Below are 17,430 nucleotides of genomic sequence, written 5' to 3'. Positions count from 1 at the left end.
GGATAATGGCTTTAAACGTGCCTCGACTTCTGGAGGATCAATGTCCCAGACTTTCGGTGCCTGGCGTGCCACTTACACCCCTGGTTCCTGGGTGGTGCTGGCCGGGCCGAGCAGCCTCGTCGTCATGCAGCCGGCCGCCCCGCGTCACTCTGGCCTGGTGTCGTCTATCTGGCGGCAAGTAGCTGAGGCTGAAAGTCCCGAGTCGCTTGTCAAAACCCTCTCGGCCATCGGGCTGGCCAAGATGCCAAGCTTGGGGCTGTTCTTCTGGACTAACGGGGAGATGTATTCCCTGGCGCGTGGCCAGATCGTCGTCAAGGACGCCTCCACCGGCGAGGTCGTCAACCACGGTGACGATCTGTTGACGTGGAGCGAAAAGAAGCTAGACCCGGCAACCGTCATCGTCGAGATGGAGCAGGCCGAGCAGGGATTGTCAATGCCGTTGCTGCTGGGCGTCGCCCAGGCGAGCAAACTCATTATTGATGCTACCGGCACCGTTGAACCTTTCGTCGTGCCACAGACCGACGATGCGCTCAGGCCGTGGATTTCGGATTCGGGAAAGACTCCCGATGATGAGGATCGCACTCCCGGATTCGTGGAGGTTCCAGCTCCGGGCGAGGTCCCCGAGTCGACCCCGCTCACGGGGGCCGCTACAACTGACGAGATCTGGGGGCCTGATCGCGAGGATGCGGCTACCGGGTACGAACCCGTCAGCTCCGTGCCGGCGCATGCTGCCGTGCCGGGATCTGTGGAGGGCGCTGGTGACGGTGAAACCCAAGACGAGTCGGTACAAACTGGTGGTGAAGTCCATACCGGTAGCCAGCCGGTGGGAGTACACCCGGAGTCCGTGGACGTCGTCGCAGCCCTCGCCCCGGATACCGCTGCTAAGCAGCTTGATGAGCCGCGGTTCGACCAGTCTCAGGGCTATTCCCACGACAACGACGATTGGCGCTTCGCGTCGGGCTCGACAGCCAGCCGCTTGTCCTCGCGCTCGGATGCTGCGGCTGCCACCCTCGTCTCAAGCACTGGAGAGGTGGCCCACCTCAACCGTCCCGTTCTTATTGGGCGCGCTCCGCGAAGCGAGAATGGCGAGGGCATCATGCGGGTGCCATCCCCGCGACAAGACATCAGCCGTACGCACGTCAGATTCGCCCCCGGTCAGTGGGGGATTGAGGTCACTGACATGCACTCGACGAACGGCACCATCATTCATCGCGTGGGCCAGGAGCCGTTGCAGTTGGAGAGCGGCCAGACGGTCGACCTGTCTACCGGTGATTCGGTCGATCTAGGCGATGGCGTCGTTGTCACTATCGAGGCTTATCGAGGCTGACAAGGCTGGCGGATGCGGATGTCTAAGAACGTCGCTGCCCCGGTCTTGGCAGGAGGGTTCGACAATAAGCTCTAACGCCACCGGTTCGCCCTTTGCGGGCTAGTCTCCTAGTGTGATCCCTTGGGTTTACCCAGGATCAGGAAGGAAGTCCGATGGGACACATTCTCGTGTTATCGGGGGCTGGGCGTTATGCGGACACCATCCACGATTTTGACGCGACCTCTGAGGCCGTCTCCCAGATTTTAACTGAGCGGGGCCATCAGGTGGAGGTGAGGCGTTCCTACCCGGAAGCCTTGGATCACCTCGCCGGTGCGGATCTGCTCATTGTCAATACTGGGGGTGGTGACCCGGAGGAGGAGTGGGACTACATCCCGGAGTGGTCGCGTGCCCACAACAAGATCCTGGAACATCACGAGGCTGGCAAGCCGATCCTCGGATTACACACCGCATGCAACACCTTCTGTGACTGGGAGCTGTGGCCGTCCATCCTTGGCGGTAAATGGGTGCTGGGAACGAGTGGACATCCTGAGAGGTCCTACGCCGTTTTTGAGCCTATGCCTGAAGCGGCAGATCACCCGATTCTGCGCGGTGTTGAGCAGGTAGTGGTTTATGACGAACGCTACTCCGACTTGGACATTAACCCACTTGCGACTCCGCTGCTGTTTCACGAGACCGGCGAGGAATTCCAGCCGATGTGCTGGGTGATAGGCAATAGCGTCGTATACGACGGTATGGGCCATTCGCCGCGCTCGTATTATTCGGCGTCGCGCCGCCAACTGCTATGCAACGAAGTTTCGTGGCTGCTCAACTGGAAGCGCCGCGAGACTGCTGCCAAGGCCGCGGCTCAGGTCACCCCCGAGCCGACCCAGCCTGTGCTTTGACAGCGCAAACCCCGCTCACGGCGTCACTCCTGGGGTGCTCCGGCAAGGATCTTGGCGGTCGAGGAAACTCCTAGCCGCGTCGCCCCGGCCTCGACCATCGCGCATGCCGTCTGGTAGTCGCGGATGCCACCTGAAGCTTTGACGCCCAGCCGTCCACCGACGGTGTCGGCCATGGTCTTGACTGCCGCGACGCTCGCGCCGCCGCTGGGGTGGAAACCCGTCGAGGTCTTGACGAAGTCGGCGCCGGCTCCCTCCGCAGCCCTGCACGCCCGCACGATCTCGTCGTCGGTCAGTACCGCCGACTCGATGATGACTTTGAGGATTTTCGGATCCGGAACGGCTTGCTTGACGGCGGCGATATCGGCGGTGACGTCTTTCCAACGTCCCTCCTTGACCAGCCCAAGATTGATCACCATGTCGACTTCCTCGGCTCCAGCGGCGATAGCCTCGCGAGCCTCAGCGGCTTTCACAGCGCTGGTGTGCTTGCCTGACGGGAACCCGCATACGACAGCCAAATGCACGTCCCCCATGTCGAGGTCCAGCGGCAGCATCGACGGTGACACACACACCGACCACGTCCCATACTCTTTGGCATCGGCGACCAACTTGGCGACATCGTCGTGGGTGGCCTCAGGGGTCAGCAGGGTGTGATCGATCATGCGGGCCAGCTTGGTGGCAGACAGTGGGGCGGGGGACATGCCGACTCCTTCGGTTGGATAAGTGCATCCAGCCTACTGGCATGGGCGCGGCTAGAGCTGTGAGGTTGCGGGGGAGTGCCATGAATCAAGGGGCAATGCGAAAAATCAGCTTTGCCTGGTGGCCTTCGTGCTCCCCGGTGTGGATGGAAAGGACTTAGCGCCTGTTGGGGTCAGCGTTGATGTGAACTCATGGTGAACTCTTGGCTAACGAGAGTATGAGCACGGTGGTGCGATGGCGGGGACTGCCATGCCAAATACCGTGATCGTCAGGCTTGCCCGGTGAAACCTTGCGCCAGATACGCAGTGCGGCAGGCGAAAATCGTTCACCTCGATGTCATTTGAGTCGATCCCGCCGCGCGAAGATGGGCCAACTGGGCGTAACGTGTCAGCCGGCCGGAGCTGCTCCCGGGTTCTGGCTGACCGTCCTCCCCGCTCCGGTGAGGGGCGGGGGATCCCAGCTCGTCGTCCGGGGGCGTTACGGCCCGCACGAAGGATCTTGCATGAGTTCGACTCTGTTAATCGTGGTCATCGTCGTTGTGACGGCGTTGGCATTCGACTTCACTAACGGCTTCCATGACTCGGCCAACGCTATGGCGACGTCGGTGGCAACCGGAGCGCTCAAGCCCAAGGTGGCTGTCATTATCGCGGCCGTGCTCAATGTCGTAGGCGCTTGCCTGTCGACTGAGGTCGCCAAGACGATCTCAGGCGGGATCGTCAACGACCACCTGGTTACCGCCCCCATGGTGTTTGCAGGGCTTATCGGCGCCATCATCTGGAACTTGGCAACGTGGCTGTTTGGTCTGCCATCCAGCTCCTCCCACGCTCTCTTTGGTGGCCTTATCGGCGCCGTGCTGGTTGAGGCCGGCATGGGCGGCATCGACGCTGGCAAGATTATGAGCAAGATCGTCCTGCCGGCTTTAGTCGCCCCGTTCGTTGCAGGTATCGCGGCTTTATTGGCCACCTGGCTGGCTTACCGCATCACCGACCACACTGCCCACCACTCCTCGCGGATGTTCCTCAATGGCCAGCGGGCCTCAGCCTCCATGGTCGCTCTGGCGCATGGCACTTCTGACGGCCAAAAGACGATGGGTGTCATAACGTTGGTCCTCATTTCGGCTGGATACCAGGCCTCCGGCACTGGCCCGGAATGGTGGGTCATCCTGGCTGCTGGTTGTGCCATTGGTCTAGGTACCTACTCGGGTGGTTGGCGCATCATGCGGACCATGGGCAAGGGTCTATGTGATATCGAATCTCCGCAGGGTTTTGCGGCTGAGACGGCCTCCACTGCCGCCATTCTGGCCTCCTCACACTTGGGCTTCGCGCTATCGACCACCCACGTCTGTTCGGGGTCGATCTTGGGTTCGGGCATCGGCCGTCGTACTGAGGTTCGCTGGGCCACCGCTGGAAAGATGGTCATCGCGTGGCTCGTCACATTGCCGGCAGCCGCTCTGGTAGGTGCCGTCACCTCCGCCGTCGCCGGTGTCGGTACTTGGGGCGTCATTGTCGACCTCGCCTTGCTGGCAATCATGGCCGCATTGATCGTGCATCAGGCCAACCAGCACAAGGTTGACCATAGGAACGTTAACGACTCCACCCAGGTGGGCGTCCGTAAGGGCTCCGCCGTAGCCGGAGGGACTGCAGCATGAATATCGATTGGACTTCGCTAGGGCTGGTGTCCATCGTCACTATCGCGGCCACTGTTCTCATTGTCTCCGTCGTTTCGGGTGGGGCATTAATGCTGGACCGGGCGCATGCTCGCACGGAGGCTGGCAGTGACGGTGCCGCCGGGCTGGTGGCGCTGGGCTGGACGGCGATTGGCGTCGCAGGCCTCATCGTCTTGTACGGGTTGTACTTGCTCATCCCGTATTTCCACTGATCTGACGTACGGAAGCTGCCGTGCCGGGCGGGTTGTCCGTCCGGCATTTTTCATGGCCGCACAGAGCCATCTGAAGGTGTCCTGGCAGAGTTTCGATGGGTTTGGAATACCCCCGGCGGCCCATCGGTTGAGTCTACTGAGCTCAATTTCTTGGAAAATCAGCCTACGTCAACTTGAGTGCCGGGGACTCAGAGTCTAAGGTTGAGTCGAAGTCGCTCAAGGGGATGTAGTCCCAGAACATTCGTCCATCAGGAGGAAATCAACTATGGCTCGTTCAGTCGGTATCGACCTCGGAACCACCAACTCGTGCGTCGCGGTCCTCGAGGGCGGCGAGCCCACCGTCATCCCGAACGCTGAGGGTGCCCGCACCACCCCGTCGGTGGTCGCTTTCACTAACTCCGGTGAGACTCTCGTCGGCGAGGTCGCCAAGCGTCAGGCCGTCACCAACGTTGACCGCACCGTCCGCTCTGTGAAGCGTCATATGGGCGAAACGTGGACCATGGGCGTCGACGACAAGACCTACAAGCCCCAGCAGATCAGCGCGTTCATTCTGCAGAAGCTCAAGAGGGATGCCGAGGCTTACCTCGGTGAACCCGTTACGAACGCCGTCATCACCGTCCCGGCTTACTTCTCTGACGCCCAGCGTCAGGCCACCAAGGAGGCCGGCGAGATCGCGGGCCTGACCGTCGACCGTATCGTCAACGAGCCCACCGCAGCCGCCCTGGCATATGGCCTCGATAAGACTGACAAAGAGCAGACCGTCCTGGTCTTCGATCTTGGTGGTGGCACCTTCGACGTCTCCCTGCTCGATATCTCCGACGGCGTTTTCGAGGTGAAGGCCACCAATGGCGACAACCACCTGGGTGGTGACGATTGGGACCAGCGCATCGTCGACTGGCTCGTCACCCAGTTCAAGAACGCCAACGGCATCGATCTGGCCGCTGACAAAATGGCCAAGCAGCGTCTGCAGGAGGCTGCCGAGCGCGCCAAGATCGAGCTGTCGCAGGCTTCTGAGACCCACATCAATCTGCCTTACATCACCGCTGGTGCAGCCGGACCTCTCCACCTGGACGAGAAGCTGACCCGCGCCGAGTTCCAGCGCATGACCTCCGATCTCCTCGAGCGCTGCCGCACTCCGTTCAACGCCGTCATGAAGGATGCTGGCCTCAACGTCTCGCAGATTGACGAGATCATCCTCGTTGGTGGCTCGACCCGCATGCCCGCCGTCGCTGAGCTCGTCAAGGAACTCGCTGGCAAGGAGCCGCACAAGGGCGTCAACCCCGATGAGGTTGTTGCCCTCGGTGCCTCTCTGCAGGCTGGTGTGCTGAAGGGTGAGGTCAAAGATGTGCTGCTGCTCGACGTCACTCCGCTGAGCCTTGGCATTGAGACCAAGGGTGGCGTGATGACCAAGATCATCGAGCGCAACACCACCATTCCGACCAAGCGTTCGGAGGTGTTCACCACTGCTGAAGACAACCAGCCGTCGGTGATGATTCAGGTCTTCCAGGGTGAGCGTGAGTTCGTCCGCGATAACAAATCGCTGGGCAACTTTGAGCTGACCGGCCTGATGCCGGCTCCGCGCGGCATCCCGCAGATCGAGGTGTCCTTCGATATCGACGCCAACGGCATCGTCCACGTTCACGCCAAGGACATGGCCACCGGCAAGGAGCAGTCCATGACTGTCACCGGCGGGTCCGCCCTGGGTAAGGATGAGATCGATCGCATGGTCAAGGAGGCTGAGGCCAACGCCGAGGCTGACAAGAAGCGCCGCGAGGCCGTCGAGATGCGTAACGAAGCCGACGCCCTGGCATTCCGCACCGAGAAACTCCTCGACGAGAACTCCGACAAGATCCCCGAGGGCACCAAGGCCCCGGTGACCGAGGCCATCGCCAAGTTGAAGGAGACCTTGAAAGGCACCGACAACGACGATGAGGTTAAGGCCGCCATGGACGACCTCAACCAGAAGGCCTCTGCCATGGGCCAGGCGATCTACGCCGCCGCTCAGCAGGCCCAGGCTGAGAACCCGCAGGGGCAGGATGGTGAGTCGGCCAGCTCGGAGTCCGGCGATGACAGCGTCGTCGACGCGGAGATCGTAGACGACGAAGACGAGAAGAAGTGACCGGGGCCACGGCCTGACCCCAATTCCGCCGCCGGGTCGCCGTAACGACGGCCCGGCGGTCGGCACTCACGTGGAGGAACACAGATGACTGATAAGAACGTCAATCCTGACGACAACCAGGCCGACGAAAATCGCGACGACAACGTTGACGAGCGCTTTGCCGACATTGTTGGTGACGTCGACATCGACGCTGATCAGTCGGCCACTGACTCGCAGGCCCCCGAGGAGCTATCCCGCGAATCCCAACTAGAGGCCCTGCTGGCTGAGCGCACCGAGGATCTGCAGCGTCTACAAGCCGAATACGTCAATTACAAGAGGCGCGTTGACCGTGACCGCGCGTTGTCGCGTCAGTCCGGCGTGGACAAGGTCATCACCGACCTCATGCCAGTGCTCGACTCAATCGCCATGGCTCGTCAGCACGGTGAGGTTGAGGGTGGTTTCAAGCTCGTTGTCGACGAGTTAGAGAAGGTTGCCAGCAATCACGGGCTGACCAGCTTCGGTGAGGTGGGCGACGCCTTCGACCCGAACCTCCACGAGGCACTCATGCAGATGCCGATGGAGGGGGTCTGTGTCACCTCCGTTAGTCAGGTAATGCAGCCCGGCTACAAGCTTGGCGATCGCGTCGTGCGTCCGGCGCGCGTGGCTGTTTCGGACCCGGATCCCAACGCAACATCGCCCGATGAGTCCGGCCAAGCTGATGACGAGTCCGCTGCGGCGGACGAGACCGACGAGACGCCGCGTAACGAGTGACGGCGCTGTTGGCCGACAATGATTGAAGAAGGCGGTCATGGCCGCAAACCCGACGATGACCAGGGAGGGAGGAACTAGATGAGTACCAAAGACTGGGCCGAGAAGGACTACTACAAGATCCTTGGCGTCTCCAAGGACGCAAAGCCCGAAGAAATTAAGAAAGCGTTCCGCACGATCGCCCGGGACAACCATCCCGACTCCCACCCTGGTGATAAAAGTGCTGAGGCCCGTTTCAAGGAGGCTTCGGAGGCCAACGACGTGCTGTCGAATGCCAAGAAGCGCAAGGAGTATGACCAGGCTCGTAGCCTGTTTGGGTCGGCAGGTGGGTTCCGGTTCCCGCGTGGTGGAGCGCAGACCAACGTTAACGTAGAGGATTTCCTCCGCACTGCCTCTAACGGGGACGGGTTCGGTGACTTGTTCGGCAATCTCTTTGGGGCTAGCGGAGGCCGGCGCACGGCATCCCGGTCGCCACGTCGGGGAGCTGACGTTGAAGGGGAGACGACAATCTCCTTCGATGACGCCGTGTCTGGGACTACCGTCACTATGGACTTGGTCTCTCAGGCCCCCTGCCAGGCATGTCGGGGGACTGGAGCTCGCGCTGGGACTGTGCCGAGAGTGTGCTCGACGTGTCAGGGGTCGGGCATGCACGCCAGTTCGGTTGGTGGGGTGTTCGAGATGTCCGAGCCTTGTCCCGACTGCCACGGTCGAGGCATGGTCGTCGAGGATCCTTGCCAGGTCTGCCACGGATCGGGTCGGGCCAAGTCCACCAAGTCCATGCAGATCCGTATCCCTGCCGGCGTGGAGGATGGCCAACGCATTCGCATTAAGGGCAAGGGGTCCCCAGGAGAGAACGGTGGTAAGGCGGGTGATCTTTACGTCAAGGTGGCGGTGCGTTCTCACGAGATCTTTGGCCGTGACGGTCACAACCTCACCGTCACCGTGCCGGTGACTTTTCCGGAGGCCGCTCTGGGGGCTGAGGTCGAGGTGCCCACTCTGACGGGAACGACCGTCCGGCTTCGGATTCCGGCCGGGACACCGAATGGCCGGACCTTCCGGGTGCGAGGACGTGGTGTGCCGCGTTCTGACGGCAGCAGGGGGGACTTGCTGGCTACCGTTGAGATCACCGTCCCGGAGAATCTTGACGACAACGCCCGGTATGCCGTGGAGAGGCTTCGGGACGCTATCCGGCAGGACTCTCCGCGACCGTGGGAGGTGAAGTGAGATGGTGCGGCGCAGCAGAAACCTGTCCGACGCCGTCGATCTGGCAGTGATCGACAAAGACGCTGCCATCTTCGCTATCTCGGTGGCGGCAGAGCTTGCCGGAATGCATCCGCAGACCTTGCGCACCTACGATCGGCTCGGGCTTGTGGTGCCCGAACGCACTCGGGGACGGGGGCGTCGCTACTCAATGCGTGACGTCGCTGCTTTGCGGATGGTTCAGCATCTGTCCCAGGAAGAGGGGATTAACCTAAACGGGATCCGACGAATCCTCCAGATGGAGCGTCGGATCGAGCAGCTGTCGGAGCAGGTGGACGAGCTCACCGACACCATGCGTGGGATGCAAGTGGCGCGTTACCAGGGCAGTGAGGATCCGAGGGTCTTTACTGCCGAGTCGACCGGCCGGGTGCATATGGGGCGGACGGTCGTTCATGCCCAGTTGGCACTGCCTTCTCACCGCGGTTAACCTCAGACCACGTCGGCGTGGGCTTGCTGCGGATCCGCTGAAAGCCGATCGGATTGCCGCTCTGGGGAGCAGACAGGTGGGGTTCAACAAGGCATGATGAGAGTATGAAGAGAATTCTTAGGATTCTCAGTGTTGTGGTCGTCGTGGCGGTCGTAGCAGGGGCCGCGATCGGGTTGCGACCTCATTCCCATGCCTTCGGGTCAGTGTTTCAAATTCGCCACGGATCCGACGCTGCGAGCGTGCCGGACCCAGCAGTGACCATGTTCTCGGCTGTCCCGTCGATGGTTACGCCGTCAGCGGCCCCAATACCCGTGGCGCACGCAACCCGGCACCTGACAGGCCATGGCGGAACTTTGACGACTCTGGGCCTGGGCGATTCGGTACCGCAGGGAGGCACCTGTATCGGCTGCACGACGTTCGTCGAGAGGGTCGGTACCGATATGGCACGTAAAGCCGGGGCGAAGGCTGCTGTGCATAACGAATCAGTATCGGGCTACCAGACCGCTGATGTGTTGACCCAGCTTGAGTCCAATAGTGCGAAAGCTCTGCTGGCAACGTCTGATCTAACGATAGTGACGATCGGAGCGAATGACTTCGACCTCGACACGATGGTGGGACAGTGCGCCCATTCCGATGCGTCATGTGTAGCTGATGATGTTAACGATGTGGCTGATCGAGTGCGGACGATCCTGGAGCGTGTCAAGGCCGGGATGAAGACGCCGAAGGCGACTGTTGTCGTCACCGGGTATTCGGATGTGGGGCTAGACGGCAAGGCCGGCCGCGATAACGGGCCCGACTACGTCAAGGTGACCGATATGATCACCGAAGCGTTCAACGCCAACGTCAAGAAGATCGCCGATGAGGTTGGCGCGGTCTACGTCGACGTCCGTACCCCGTTCAGGGGAGCAGATGGCATGCGTGATGACACGGCGCTGCTCACTGACGACGGAGATCACCCATCCGAGGAAGGACACAAGGTGCTGGCCAAGGCTGTCGAGGCCGCACTGTCCTGACTAGCTGGGGGTTACGCCGACATCGAACAGCATCCTGCAGCTGAGTCTTCGATCGAGCTTCGGGAGATGAATCACTCCGTTCGTAATACCCTCGGTACCAGTAGTGTCGGCAACGGGGTCGGCGCGCTCACAAGGGATCAATGATGACAGAAACCATGCTTGCCGAACGTTTCCACGCCGCAGATCGGTCCATCACCCTCGAGGACATCCCAATCCCGCACCCGGGTCCCGGTGAGGTGCTCGTCAAAGTCGCTTACTGCGGTATTTGCCACTCTGACCTGAGTCTCATTAGCGGCGCATTCCCGGCATCTCTTCCGGTAGTGACCCAGGGCCATGAGGCGGCCGGAACCATCGTCGAACTTGGTGCCGGGGTCATTGGCTGGAAGGAAGGTGATCGCGTTATCCCCTCTGCTGGCCGTCCCTGCCTCAAGTGTCGCAAGTGCCGTCGCGGCGCCTTCACTGACTGCCTGGATCTGAACCTCATGGCTTTCGCCTACGACGGCGCGTGGGCTGAGTACCACATTGCCCAGGCCTCCGGCATGACAAAAATCCCTGACAACGTTCCGATGGACCAGGCCGCTCTGCTCGCCGACGCCGTATCCACCCCGTACGCTGCCGTCGTGCGTACCGGCAAGGTCCACATGGGCAATGCCGTGGCCATTTGGGGCGTCGGTCGTGTTGGAACCCACCTCGTCCAGCTGGCCAAACTTGCCGGCGGCGTCCCTGTTATTGCTGTGGACCTCAATGATGCCGTCCTCGAGCGTGCCAAGCGACTCGGCGCCGATCACACCCTGCGTAGCGATGACCCTGAGCTCATGCAGAAGATCGAGGACATTACTCATGGGCGGATGATCGACGTTGCCTTCGATGCCGTTGGTATCGAGCCCACCCTGCGGGCCTGCGTCGATTCTCTCGACGTCGATGGCAAAGCAGTTTCGGTCGGGTTGTCCCCCCAGGATATTGACGCTGGCCCGTTCCTGAACTTTAACCTGCACCGCAAGCAGGTCCTCGGCCACCTCGGTTACAAATCTCAGGACATCGCCATGCTTGCCGAGATGCTGTCCTACCACCGCCTGGACCTCACGGAGTCGATCTCAAAGGTCATCCCCCTGAAGGAGATCGAGACGGGGATCGAGGAACTTGAGTCCCACCAGGGCAACCCAATTCGCATTTTCGTCAAGCCGTGATGGTAGTCCTACTTGGCGCATCCCCGGTGCCGTCGCGACTCGGTGCGGCGCCACTTTCACGTTGGATGGTATTGATCCATGCAGCTGTGTGCGGCGTCTGTGTCTGAGCTAAGGCCTACAATCCAAGGGTTAGGTCCCGGATCTACCGGGATTGCTGCGACGACGCATCCTGCCGTCGCGGCGGGAGCGTCTGCACGATGCCAGGAGCTTCATGACAGTACTGACTGACTTTCTCGCCACGCATCAACTGCTGACGATCCTGATCGTCCTGGCCTCCGGGGCCCTGTTAGGCCAAGTCAAGTTCGGCCCGCTGAGGTTCGGTGCCGCTGGAGCCCTGTTTATGGGACTGGTCGTGGGTGCGCTCGATCCTCGCTTCGGCCACAACCTCGGGATGATCAAGGGCCTGGGCGTCGTGCTGTTCTGCTATACCGTCGGCCTGGCTGCTGGATCGACCTTCTTATCTGACCTCAAGCGCCAGTGGGGCCTCATGCTCGCCGGTGTCGTCGGGTTGGCAGCGATGGCCGCAGCGGGACTAGGCCTGGGGCGACTGTTCGGTTTAACTCCGGCCCACGTCGCGGGTCTGTACGCCGGTGTCCTCACCTCACCAGCCATTGATGCCGCCTCGACGGCTACGCACGGGGCCGGGGACACTCTCGTGGGGTACGCGCTGTCCTATCCCGTCGGGGTCGTCGTCGGGCTCATCATGGTGGCATTTATTGCTAAAAAGCGTTGGTCGGCCACCAAGGACAACACCTCGATGGCTGAGGCTGGGCTTACCTCGGTGTCGACGGTCGTCGACCAGGAGACGTCGATCCGGGAGACCCCAGGCTTTACTGACGACCAGATTCGGATGTCCTATCTGCTGCGTGATGGCCAGATGCGGTTGGCCACCCCTGACGACGACCTCCACGTTGGTGACCAAGTGCTGGTGGTCGGAAACCCTGACGATGTTGATCGCGCTGTCGAACACCTCGGCCACGTCTCCGAGCGCAGCCTCACCAATGAGCGCAACGAGATCGATTTCCGACGCTTCCTGGTATCCAACCCAGCCCTGGTGGGTCGCACTCTGGGTAGCATCGATGTGCGCGGGCGCACCAGTGGCAAGGTGACGCGAGTGCGTCGCAGGGACCTCGATATGTTGGCGCGCGACGACCTCGTCCTGCAGCCCGGCGACCGGGTGCTGTGCGTTGTGCCTGCTCATCGCCTTTCCGACGCTGCGGACCTCTTCGGTGACTCGGAAGCTCGTGTTTCCCAAGTGGACGCCTTGTCTCTGGGGTTGGGCGCCGCCCTTGGCTTGTTGCTCGGCGCTCTCATGGTGGCACTGCCCGGGGGCTTGCAGTTCGAGCTGGGAACCGCTGCAGGGCCGCTGGTCATGGGCATGATCTTGGGCTCGATTCACCGGACGGGGCCGTTGCGTTGGCAGCTGCCGCACGCAACGAACGCGATCCTGCGTCAGCTCGGCCTGATGATTTTCCTGGCATGCGTCGGGCTGGCCTCCGGGCCGGCATTCCTGTCCCAGGCAGTGAGCTGGACGGGCTTGGCGGTTATTGGCGTCTCGGCAGTCACCCTGGTCCTTGGTGGTGCGGTCGTCATCGCGGCAGCCTGGTTCATGAGGCTTTCGGCCCAGCGCGCTACGGGTGCCTTCGCAGGGTTCGTCGGCCAGCCGGCCATCCTTAGCTACGCCAACTCCCTCGTTAACGATGAACGAATCGAGTCCGCCTATGGTGCCCTGTTCGCGCTGGGAACTATCGTCAAGATCTTGCTGGTACAGGTGATCGTGTTGGTCTGAACGGCCGTGGGCGCTGTTCGATCACCGATCTGCCCGCTTATGAGGTCTGACGGTGCCGTGACAGCCGCCACCCGAGAGTCAGGGCAGCCAGCCAGATCGGGCCGATGGCCACCGCGATCCGGTAGGGCGGCATGATCGTCATGACGACGACCATGAGCATCAAGAAGGTCAGCACGATCCAGTTGGTGATGGGGGCCCCCGGCATCGTGAAACGCAGTTTGGCGCGGGACTCGGAGTCGAGGCGGCGACGGAAGAACATCTGGGTGATGATGATCGTCGCCCAGTTGATGATGGCGGCGATCATGGCGATCGACATGATGTACATGAACGCCTGTTCTGGCAGCAGCCCGACGACAACTACCGCGATGGCTGTCACCGCGCTAGATAGCAGTACTCCAGCCCACGGTGATCCGGCTTTATTAACCTTGCCAAGGAAGGCGGGGGCATCCCCCTGATGAGCCAAAGTGTGGAGCATACGTCCATTGGCGTATAAACCAGAGTTATACGCTGAGACCGCTGCGGTGAGGACGACGAGGTTGAGGATGGCCGCCGCTCCCGGGATCCCGACAAGGTCGAAAATTTGGACGAAGGGGCTGGCATTTCCGTCGATCTTCGTCCACGGGACAATCGCCACCATGACGATGAGAGCACCAATGTAGAACAGCAGGATGCGCCCGACGACTCGGTTAATGGCCTTGGGGATGGAACGCTGCGGATCTTCGGCCTCACCGGCGGTGATGCCGATGAGTTCGGTGCCGCCAAAGGAAAACATGACGATGATAATCCCGGCGAGCATCCCGGTGATGCCGTGAGGTAAGAATCCGCCATGGCGCCACAGGTTGCCGATGCCAGTTGCTGGGGCGGAGGGGGCGCCGAAGAACATGACCCACAGCCCCAGGACGATCATGGCCATGATCGCGACGACCTTCACGATAGCGAACCAGAACTCCACCTCTCCGTAGGCGCGAACGTGGAGAAGGTTGACGGTGGTGACGATGGCGAGCAGTACCGCCGCTGACACCCACCGGGGGACGGCAGGGAACCAGTAGTTGATATAGATTCCGACCACCGAGAGCTCGGCCATCGACACGAAGATGTAGTTGAACCAGTAGTTCCAGCCGGAGATGAACCCGGGGAGATCTCCCCACCATCGATGCGCGTACTCGCTGAAGGCACCCGAAGTTGGGTTATGGACGCTCATCTCGCCAAGGGCTCGCATAATGAGATAAATCACCACGCCACCAACGAGGTAGCTGACGATGACCGCCGGTCCGGCGGTTGTGATCGAGTCGGCTGCTCCGTAGAACAGACCGGTTCCGATCGCGCCGCCCAAGGCGATGAGCTGGATGTGTCGATTGCGCAGGCTGCGATGCAGTTGCTGGTCGGGTTCGGTCACGGTGTGTGAGTTTAGAGGCGGGTGTTGGCACCTTCCGGTGCTGATCGAGGGGTGAGCGCGACCAGACGTCATCAATCCGGCGTGTGGCGGCTCCGTGGGATGGGTCCCGGGGCGCCGAGTACTCTGACCGCGTGATACTCAATCTTGCTGCCGTGTGCTTGATGCGCGGCCGAACCTGCCTCAACGTCCGCAAGAGGGGAGCCGATCACGTCATCTTGCCGGGAGGCAAGATCGAGCCGGGAGAGACCTCGCTGGAGGCCGCCATCCGCGAGGCCCGGGAGGAAACCCGTCTCGTCCTTGACCCTGCCGACCTCACTCACCTCGGCACCTTCGAAGCCCCCGCAGCTAACCATGACGCTGACGGCATCCGGTGCGCGGTCTACCTGTGCAACTGGTGTGAGACCTACCCCGAGCCCATCGCGGACTCCGAGATCGTCGAGTACGAGTGGACCGACCTCGACCACTGTCACAACGACGTGCGGCAGGCCCCTTTGCTGCGCGACCGGGTGATTCCGGCCTTGCAACAGCAGGGCCTGCTCTGAACGTCACCTAGCCCTTTGGGGCGCGCTCAAGTCTGCTCACTCTTCGGTCAGTGCTACCGCTGGCTCGATGTTGGCTCCCCGGCGGCCTGGAATCACGGAGGCCAGCCATCCGGCCAGCACGGCCACAAGGGCGACAATGAGCAGCTGCAACCACGGCACGGATGCCTGAACGGTCAGGAGAGAGCTGAAGAGGGCGTGGGATCCGGCGATGCCGTACCCGATTCCCAGGGTGATGCCTAGGAGCGTCGCGATGCCCGAAAGCATGAGTGCTTCCTTGCCGAACATCGATCGGACTTGTGCGCGGGTCAGACCGAGAGCGCGTAATAGTCCGATCTCGCGGGTGCGCTCTACCACCGATAGCCCTAGGGTGTTCGCGACGCCGACCATGGCGATGATGACCGATATCACCAGCAACCCGACGACCATCCCAAGCATGGTATTGATGATCTTGTCGATCTGGACCTGCTGATCGGCCGACGACGTGACCGTCACCCCTGAGTGGGCCGACATCGACTTGGAGAGGGCCTGGGTGGCCTTGGCGTGGTCTGTGCCGTCCTGGTAGCGCACTTGCATTTCGGTGGGCCGGGCATGGGGCGCCAGCTTGGTGACGACGCTTCGGGTGGCGATAAGTCCCTCGTTCTCCTCGCCGTGCCGGATCAGGGTCAAGTTGGCCGTCTTGCCATGAATGGTGACGGTGATCTTGCTGCCATCGGCAACCCCAGGTAAAGCCCCCACAACGTGGTTGTCGTCAAGTCCCTCGGCGGCGGACTCGTCACGGACGACCTTGGGGAACTCCGGAGACACTCCCTGGACAGCAACCTCTGTGGCAGTGCCACCGGCCTCAACCGTGCCGGAGACCGTCGTCACAGTGGCTACCTGTGAGACGCCGTCGGACTTCTTAGCGTCGTGAATGGTCGTGCTGTCCAGTGGGCCCTGGGCTCTCACGGTAGCGTCAACGGGGAAGTGTCCGTTCATCATCTTGCCAATAGAGGCCCGGCCGGTGGCTGCACCCGTGGCCACGGTGGCGATGAGGGTGACGCCGATAAGCAAGGCCGATGCCGTCGTCGCAGTGCGTCGCGGGTTGCGCTGGGTGTTTTCAACAGCCAGTTCCCCGGGGATCCCACCAAGGTGAGCGGCACCGATGGTTCGGCTCAGACTGCTGATGAGGACAGGAGCCAGTACGAGTACTCCGGCGAAACTAATCAGCCCGCCGGCAACCCCGCACATAACGGCGTTCTTCGTCTCCATGCTACCCGCCGCGCAGATGACGACGAGGGCAGCACCGGCGAGGAAGAGCAGCGTTCCGAACACGACGCGGACCCGTCCAATCTTGTGGGCGGGCGCTTCGGTCACCGGCTGGAGGGCCGCCACTGGAGTGACTTTGGTGGCGCGTCGCGCCGGACGCAGGGCAGCCAGAGTCGTGACGACGACGCCCACGAGGACCGGGATGATGGCGGACCTCACGGTGACGCTCACCGAGGTGTCGATCGGGGACCCAGCGGCCTTGAGACCTATAAGCATTAGCTGGGTGACGCCGATGCCCAGGCCGGTTCCGACAACCGATCCGATGAGACCGGTGAGGAGCGCCTCCCCGAGAACCGAACGTCTCACCTGCTTCCGGGTGGCACCGATGCAGCGCGCCAGGGCAAGGGTGCGAGTGCGTTGTGCGACGAGGATCGTAAAGGTGTTGACGATAACCATCGCAGCGACAGCCAAGGCGATTACGGTGAAGGCTGTCATGAAGGCCGTCATGGCGGCGAATCCCTGGGAGGCTTGATCGGCTTGATGGGCTCGCTCGTCGTCGGCGGTGCGGACCGTTGCCGTGGTGCCAACGACCTTTGAGACCTCCCGGACGATCTGTGCGGCGGGGCGATCGGAGTTCACATACACGGTGTTGGCACCGCGGTGACCGCTGATGCTTGCGAGGCTGGCGGCCGACAGATAGACCTCCGGGGAGGTCGGGGTAGTCGTGGTGCGGGAGTTCGGGTCGAGCACGCCGACCACCGTGAGGGTGATGGACTTTGCCCCGTCTCGGGAAGGATCGTTGACGGTGATCTTCGAGCCGATTGCGGCGTTATTGTCGGCGGTGGACTGGTTGACGGCTACCTCGTCTAGCGTGGCTGGTGCACGGCCCTTGACCAGATGAGGATGGGTCGGGATTAGGTGAC

The 17,430-nt window shown here is 61.9% G+C and carries 15 protein-coding genes; 12 read left to right on the top strand and 3 right to left on the bottom strand.

Going from position 1 to position 17,430, the window contains the following annotated elements; all coding sequences use genetic code 11:
- The first annotated feature begins 40 nt into the window (after positions 1 to 40).
- Together A5483_RS09765 and A5483_RS09760 are read left to right on the top strand one after the other, a co-directional pair.
- The gene (locus A5483_RS09765) at positions 41 to 1,327 is read left to right on the top strand and encodes an FHA domain-containing protein (protein WP_002550297.1); all 1,287 of its coding nucleotides are present in this window, start codon (positions 41 to 43) and stop codon (positions 1,325 to 1,327) included.
- A gap of 152 nt (positions 1,328 to 1,479) precedes the next feature.
- The gene (locus A5483_RS09760; RefSeq protein ID WP_063811719.1) at positions 1,480 to 2,208 is read left to right on the top strand and encodes a ThuA domain-containing protein; all 729 of its coding nucleotides are present in this window, start codon (positions 1,480 to 1,482) and stop codon (positions 2,206 to 2,208) included.
- Between the two features lie 23 nt (positions 2,209 to 2,231).
- Here A5483_RS09760 and deoC read toward each other — a convergent pair whose 3' ends face one another.
- Positions 2,232 to 2,906 (bottom strand): deoxyribose-phosphate aldolase, encoded by a 675-nt coding sequence (deoC, locus tag A5483_RS09755; protein ID WP_002550298.1) that lies wholly within the window; start codon positions 2,904 to 2,906, stop codon positions 2,232 to 2,234.
- A gap of 500 nt (positions 2,907 to 3,406) precedes the next feature.
- Here deoC and A5483_RS09750 point away from each other — a divergent pair, with 500 nt between their 5' ends.
- From A5483_RS09750 to A5483_RS09710, 9 genes are all read left to right on the top strand, one after another.
- The gene (locus A5483_RS09750; protein ID WP_063811718.1) at positions 3,407 to 4,552 is read left to right on the top strand and encodes an inorganic phosphate transporter; all 1,146 of its coding nucleotides are present in this window, start codon (positions 3,407 to 3,409) and stop codon (positions 4,550 to 4,552) included.
- Complete coding sequence (locus A5483_RS09745) at positions 4,549 to 4,782, top strand: hypothetical protein (RefSeq protein ID WP_002550284.1); 234 nt, start codon at positions 4,549 to 4,551, stop codon at positions 4,780 to 4,782. The genes A5483_RS09750 and A5483_RS09745 overlap by 4 nt, the downstream gene beginning before the upstream one ends.
- 265 nt (positions 4,783 to 5,047) lie before the next feature.
- The gene (gene dnaK, locus A5483_RS09740) at positions 5,048 to 6,901 is read left to right on the top strand and encodes a molecular chaperone DnaK (RefSeq protein WP_002550313.1); all 1,854 of its coding nucleotides are present in this window, start codon (positions 5,048 to 5,050) and stop codon (positions 6,899 to 6,901) included.
- Positions 6,902 to 6,985: 84 nt separating this feature from the next.
- Complete coding sequence (gene grpE / locus A5483_RS09735) at positions 6,986 to 7,651, top strand: nucleotide exchange factor GrpE (protein ID WP_002550273.1); 666 nt, start codon at positions 6,986 to 6,988, stop codon at positions 7,649 to 7,651.
- A 78-nt stretch (positions 7,652 to 7,729) separates the two neighbouring features.
- Positions 7,730 to 8,872, top strand: a complete 1,143-nt coding sequence (dnaJ, locus tag A5483_RS09730) for a molecular chaperone DnaJ (protein WP_002550278.1) — start codon at positions 7,730 to 7,732, stop codon at positions 8,870 to 8,872.
- 1 nt (position 8,873) lies between these two features.
- Positions 8,874 to 9,335 carry a heat shock protein transcriptional repressor HspR gene (locus A5483_RS09725; protein ID WP_002550309.1) on the top strand — a complete coding sequence of 154 codons (462 nt, stop codon included), beginning with the start codon at positions 8,874 to 8,876 and terminating at the stop codon, positions 9,333 to 9,335.
- A gap of 104 nt (positions 9,336 to 9,439) precedes the next feature.
- Entirely contained in the window at positions 9,440 to 10,348 is a 909-nt protein-coding gene (locus A5483_RS09720; protein ID WP_002550293.1) for an SGNH/GDSL hydrolase family protein, read from the top strand.
- 143 nt (positions 10,349 to 10,491) lie between these two features.
- A complete protein-coding gene (locus A5483_RS09715) occupies positions 10,492 to 11,535 on the top strand; it encodes a zinc-binding dehydrogenase (protein ID WP_063811717.1) in 1,044 nt (347 codons plus the stop codon).
- 211 nt (positions 11,536 to 11,746) lie between these two features.
- Positions 11,747 to 13,324, top strand: coding sequence for an aspartate:alanine exchanger family transporter (locus A5483_RS09710; RefSeq protein ID WP_063811716.1), 1,578 nt, complete (start codon positions 11,747 to 11,749; stop codon positions 13,322 to 13,324).
- 37 nt (positions 13,325 to 13,361) lie between these two features.
- On the opposite strand, the gene A5483_RS09705 is transcribed toward A5483_RS09710, so the two are convergent.
- Positions 13,362 to 14,720, bottom strand: a complete 1,359-nt coding sequence (locus A5483_RS09705) for an amino acid permease (protein WP_063811715.1) — start codon at positions 14,718 to 14,720, stop codon at positions 13,362 to 13,364.
- 161 nt (positions 14,721 to 14,881) lie between these two features.
- On the opposite strand from A5483_RS09705, the gene A5483_RS09700 reads away from it, so the two are divergent.
- Positions 14,882 to 15,262 (top strand): NUDIX hydrolase, encoded by a 381-nt coding sequence (locus A5483_RS09700; RefSeq protein ID WP_063811744.1) that lies wholly within the window; start codon positions 14,882 to 14,884, stop codon positions 15,260 to 15,262.
- A 36-nt stretch (positions 15,263 to 15,298) separates the two neighbouring features.
- Here the strand turns inward: A5483_RS09700 and A5483_RS09695 are convergent.
- A partial coding sequence (locus A5483_RS09695) for an ABC transporter permease (protein ID WP_063811743.1) occupies positions 15,299 to 17,430 on the bottom strand: 2,132 nt, incomplete at its 5' end.

It is taken from the genome of Cutibacterium namnetense (assembly GCF_001642025.1).
GTDB classification, from domain to species: Bacteria; Actinomycetota; Actinomycetes; order Propionibacteriales; family Propionibacteriaceae; genus Cutibacterium; species Cutibacterium namnetense.
Note: the sequence above shows the minus strand (reverse complement) of the source record. Positions and strands in the feature narration are given on the sequence as shown.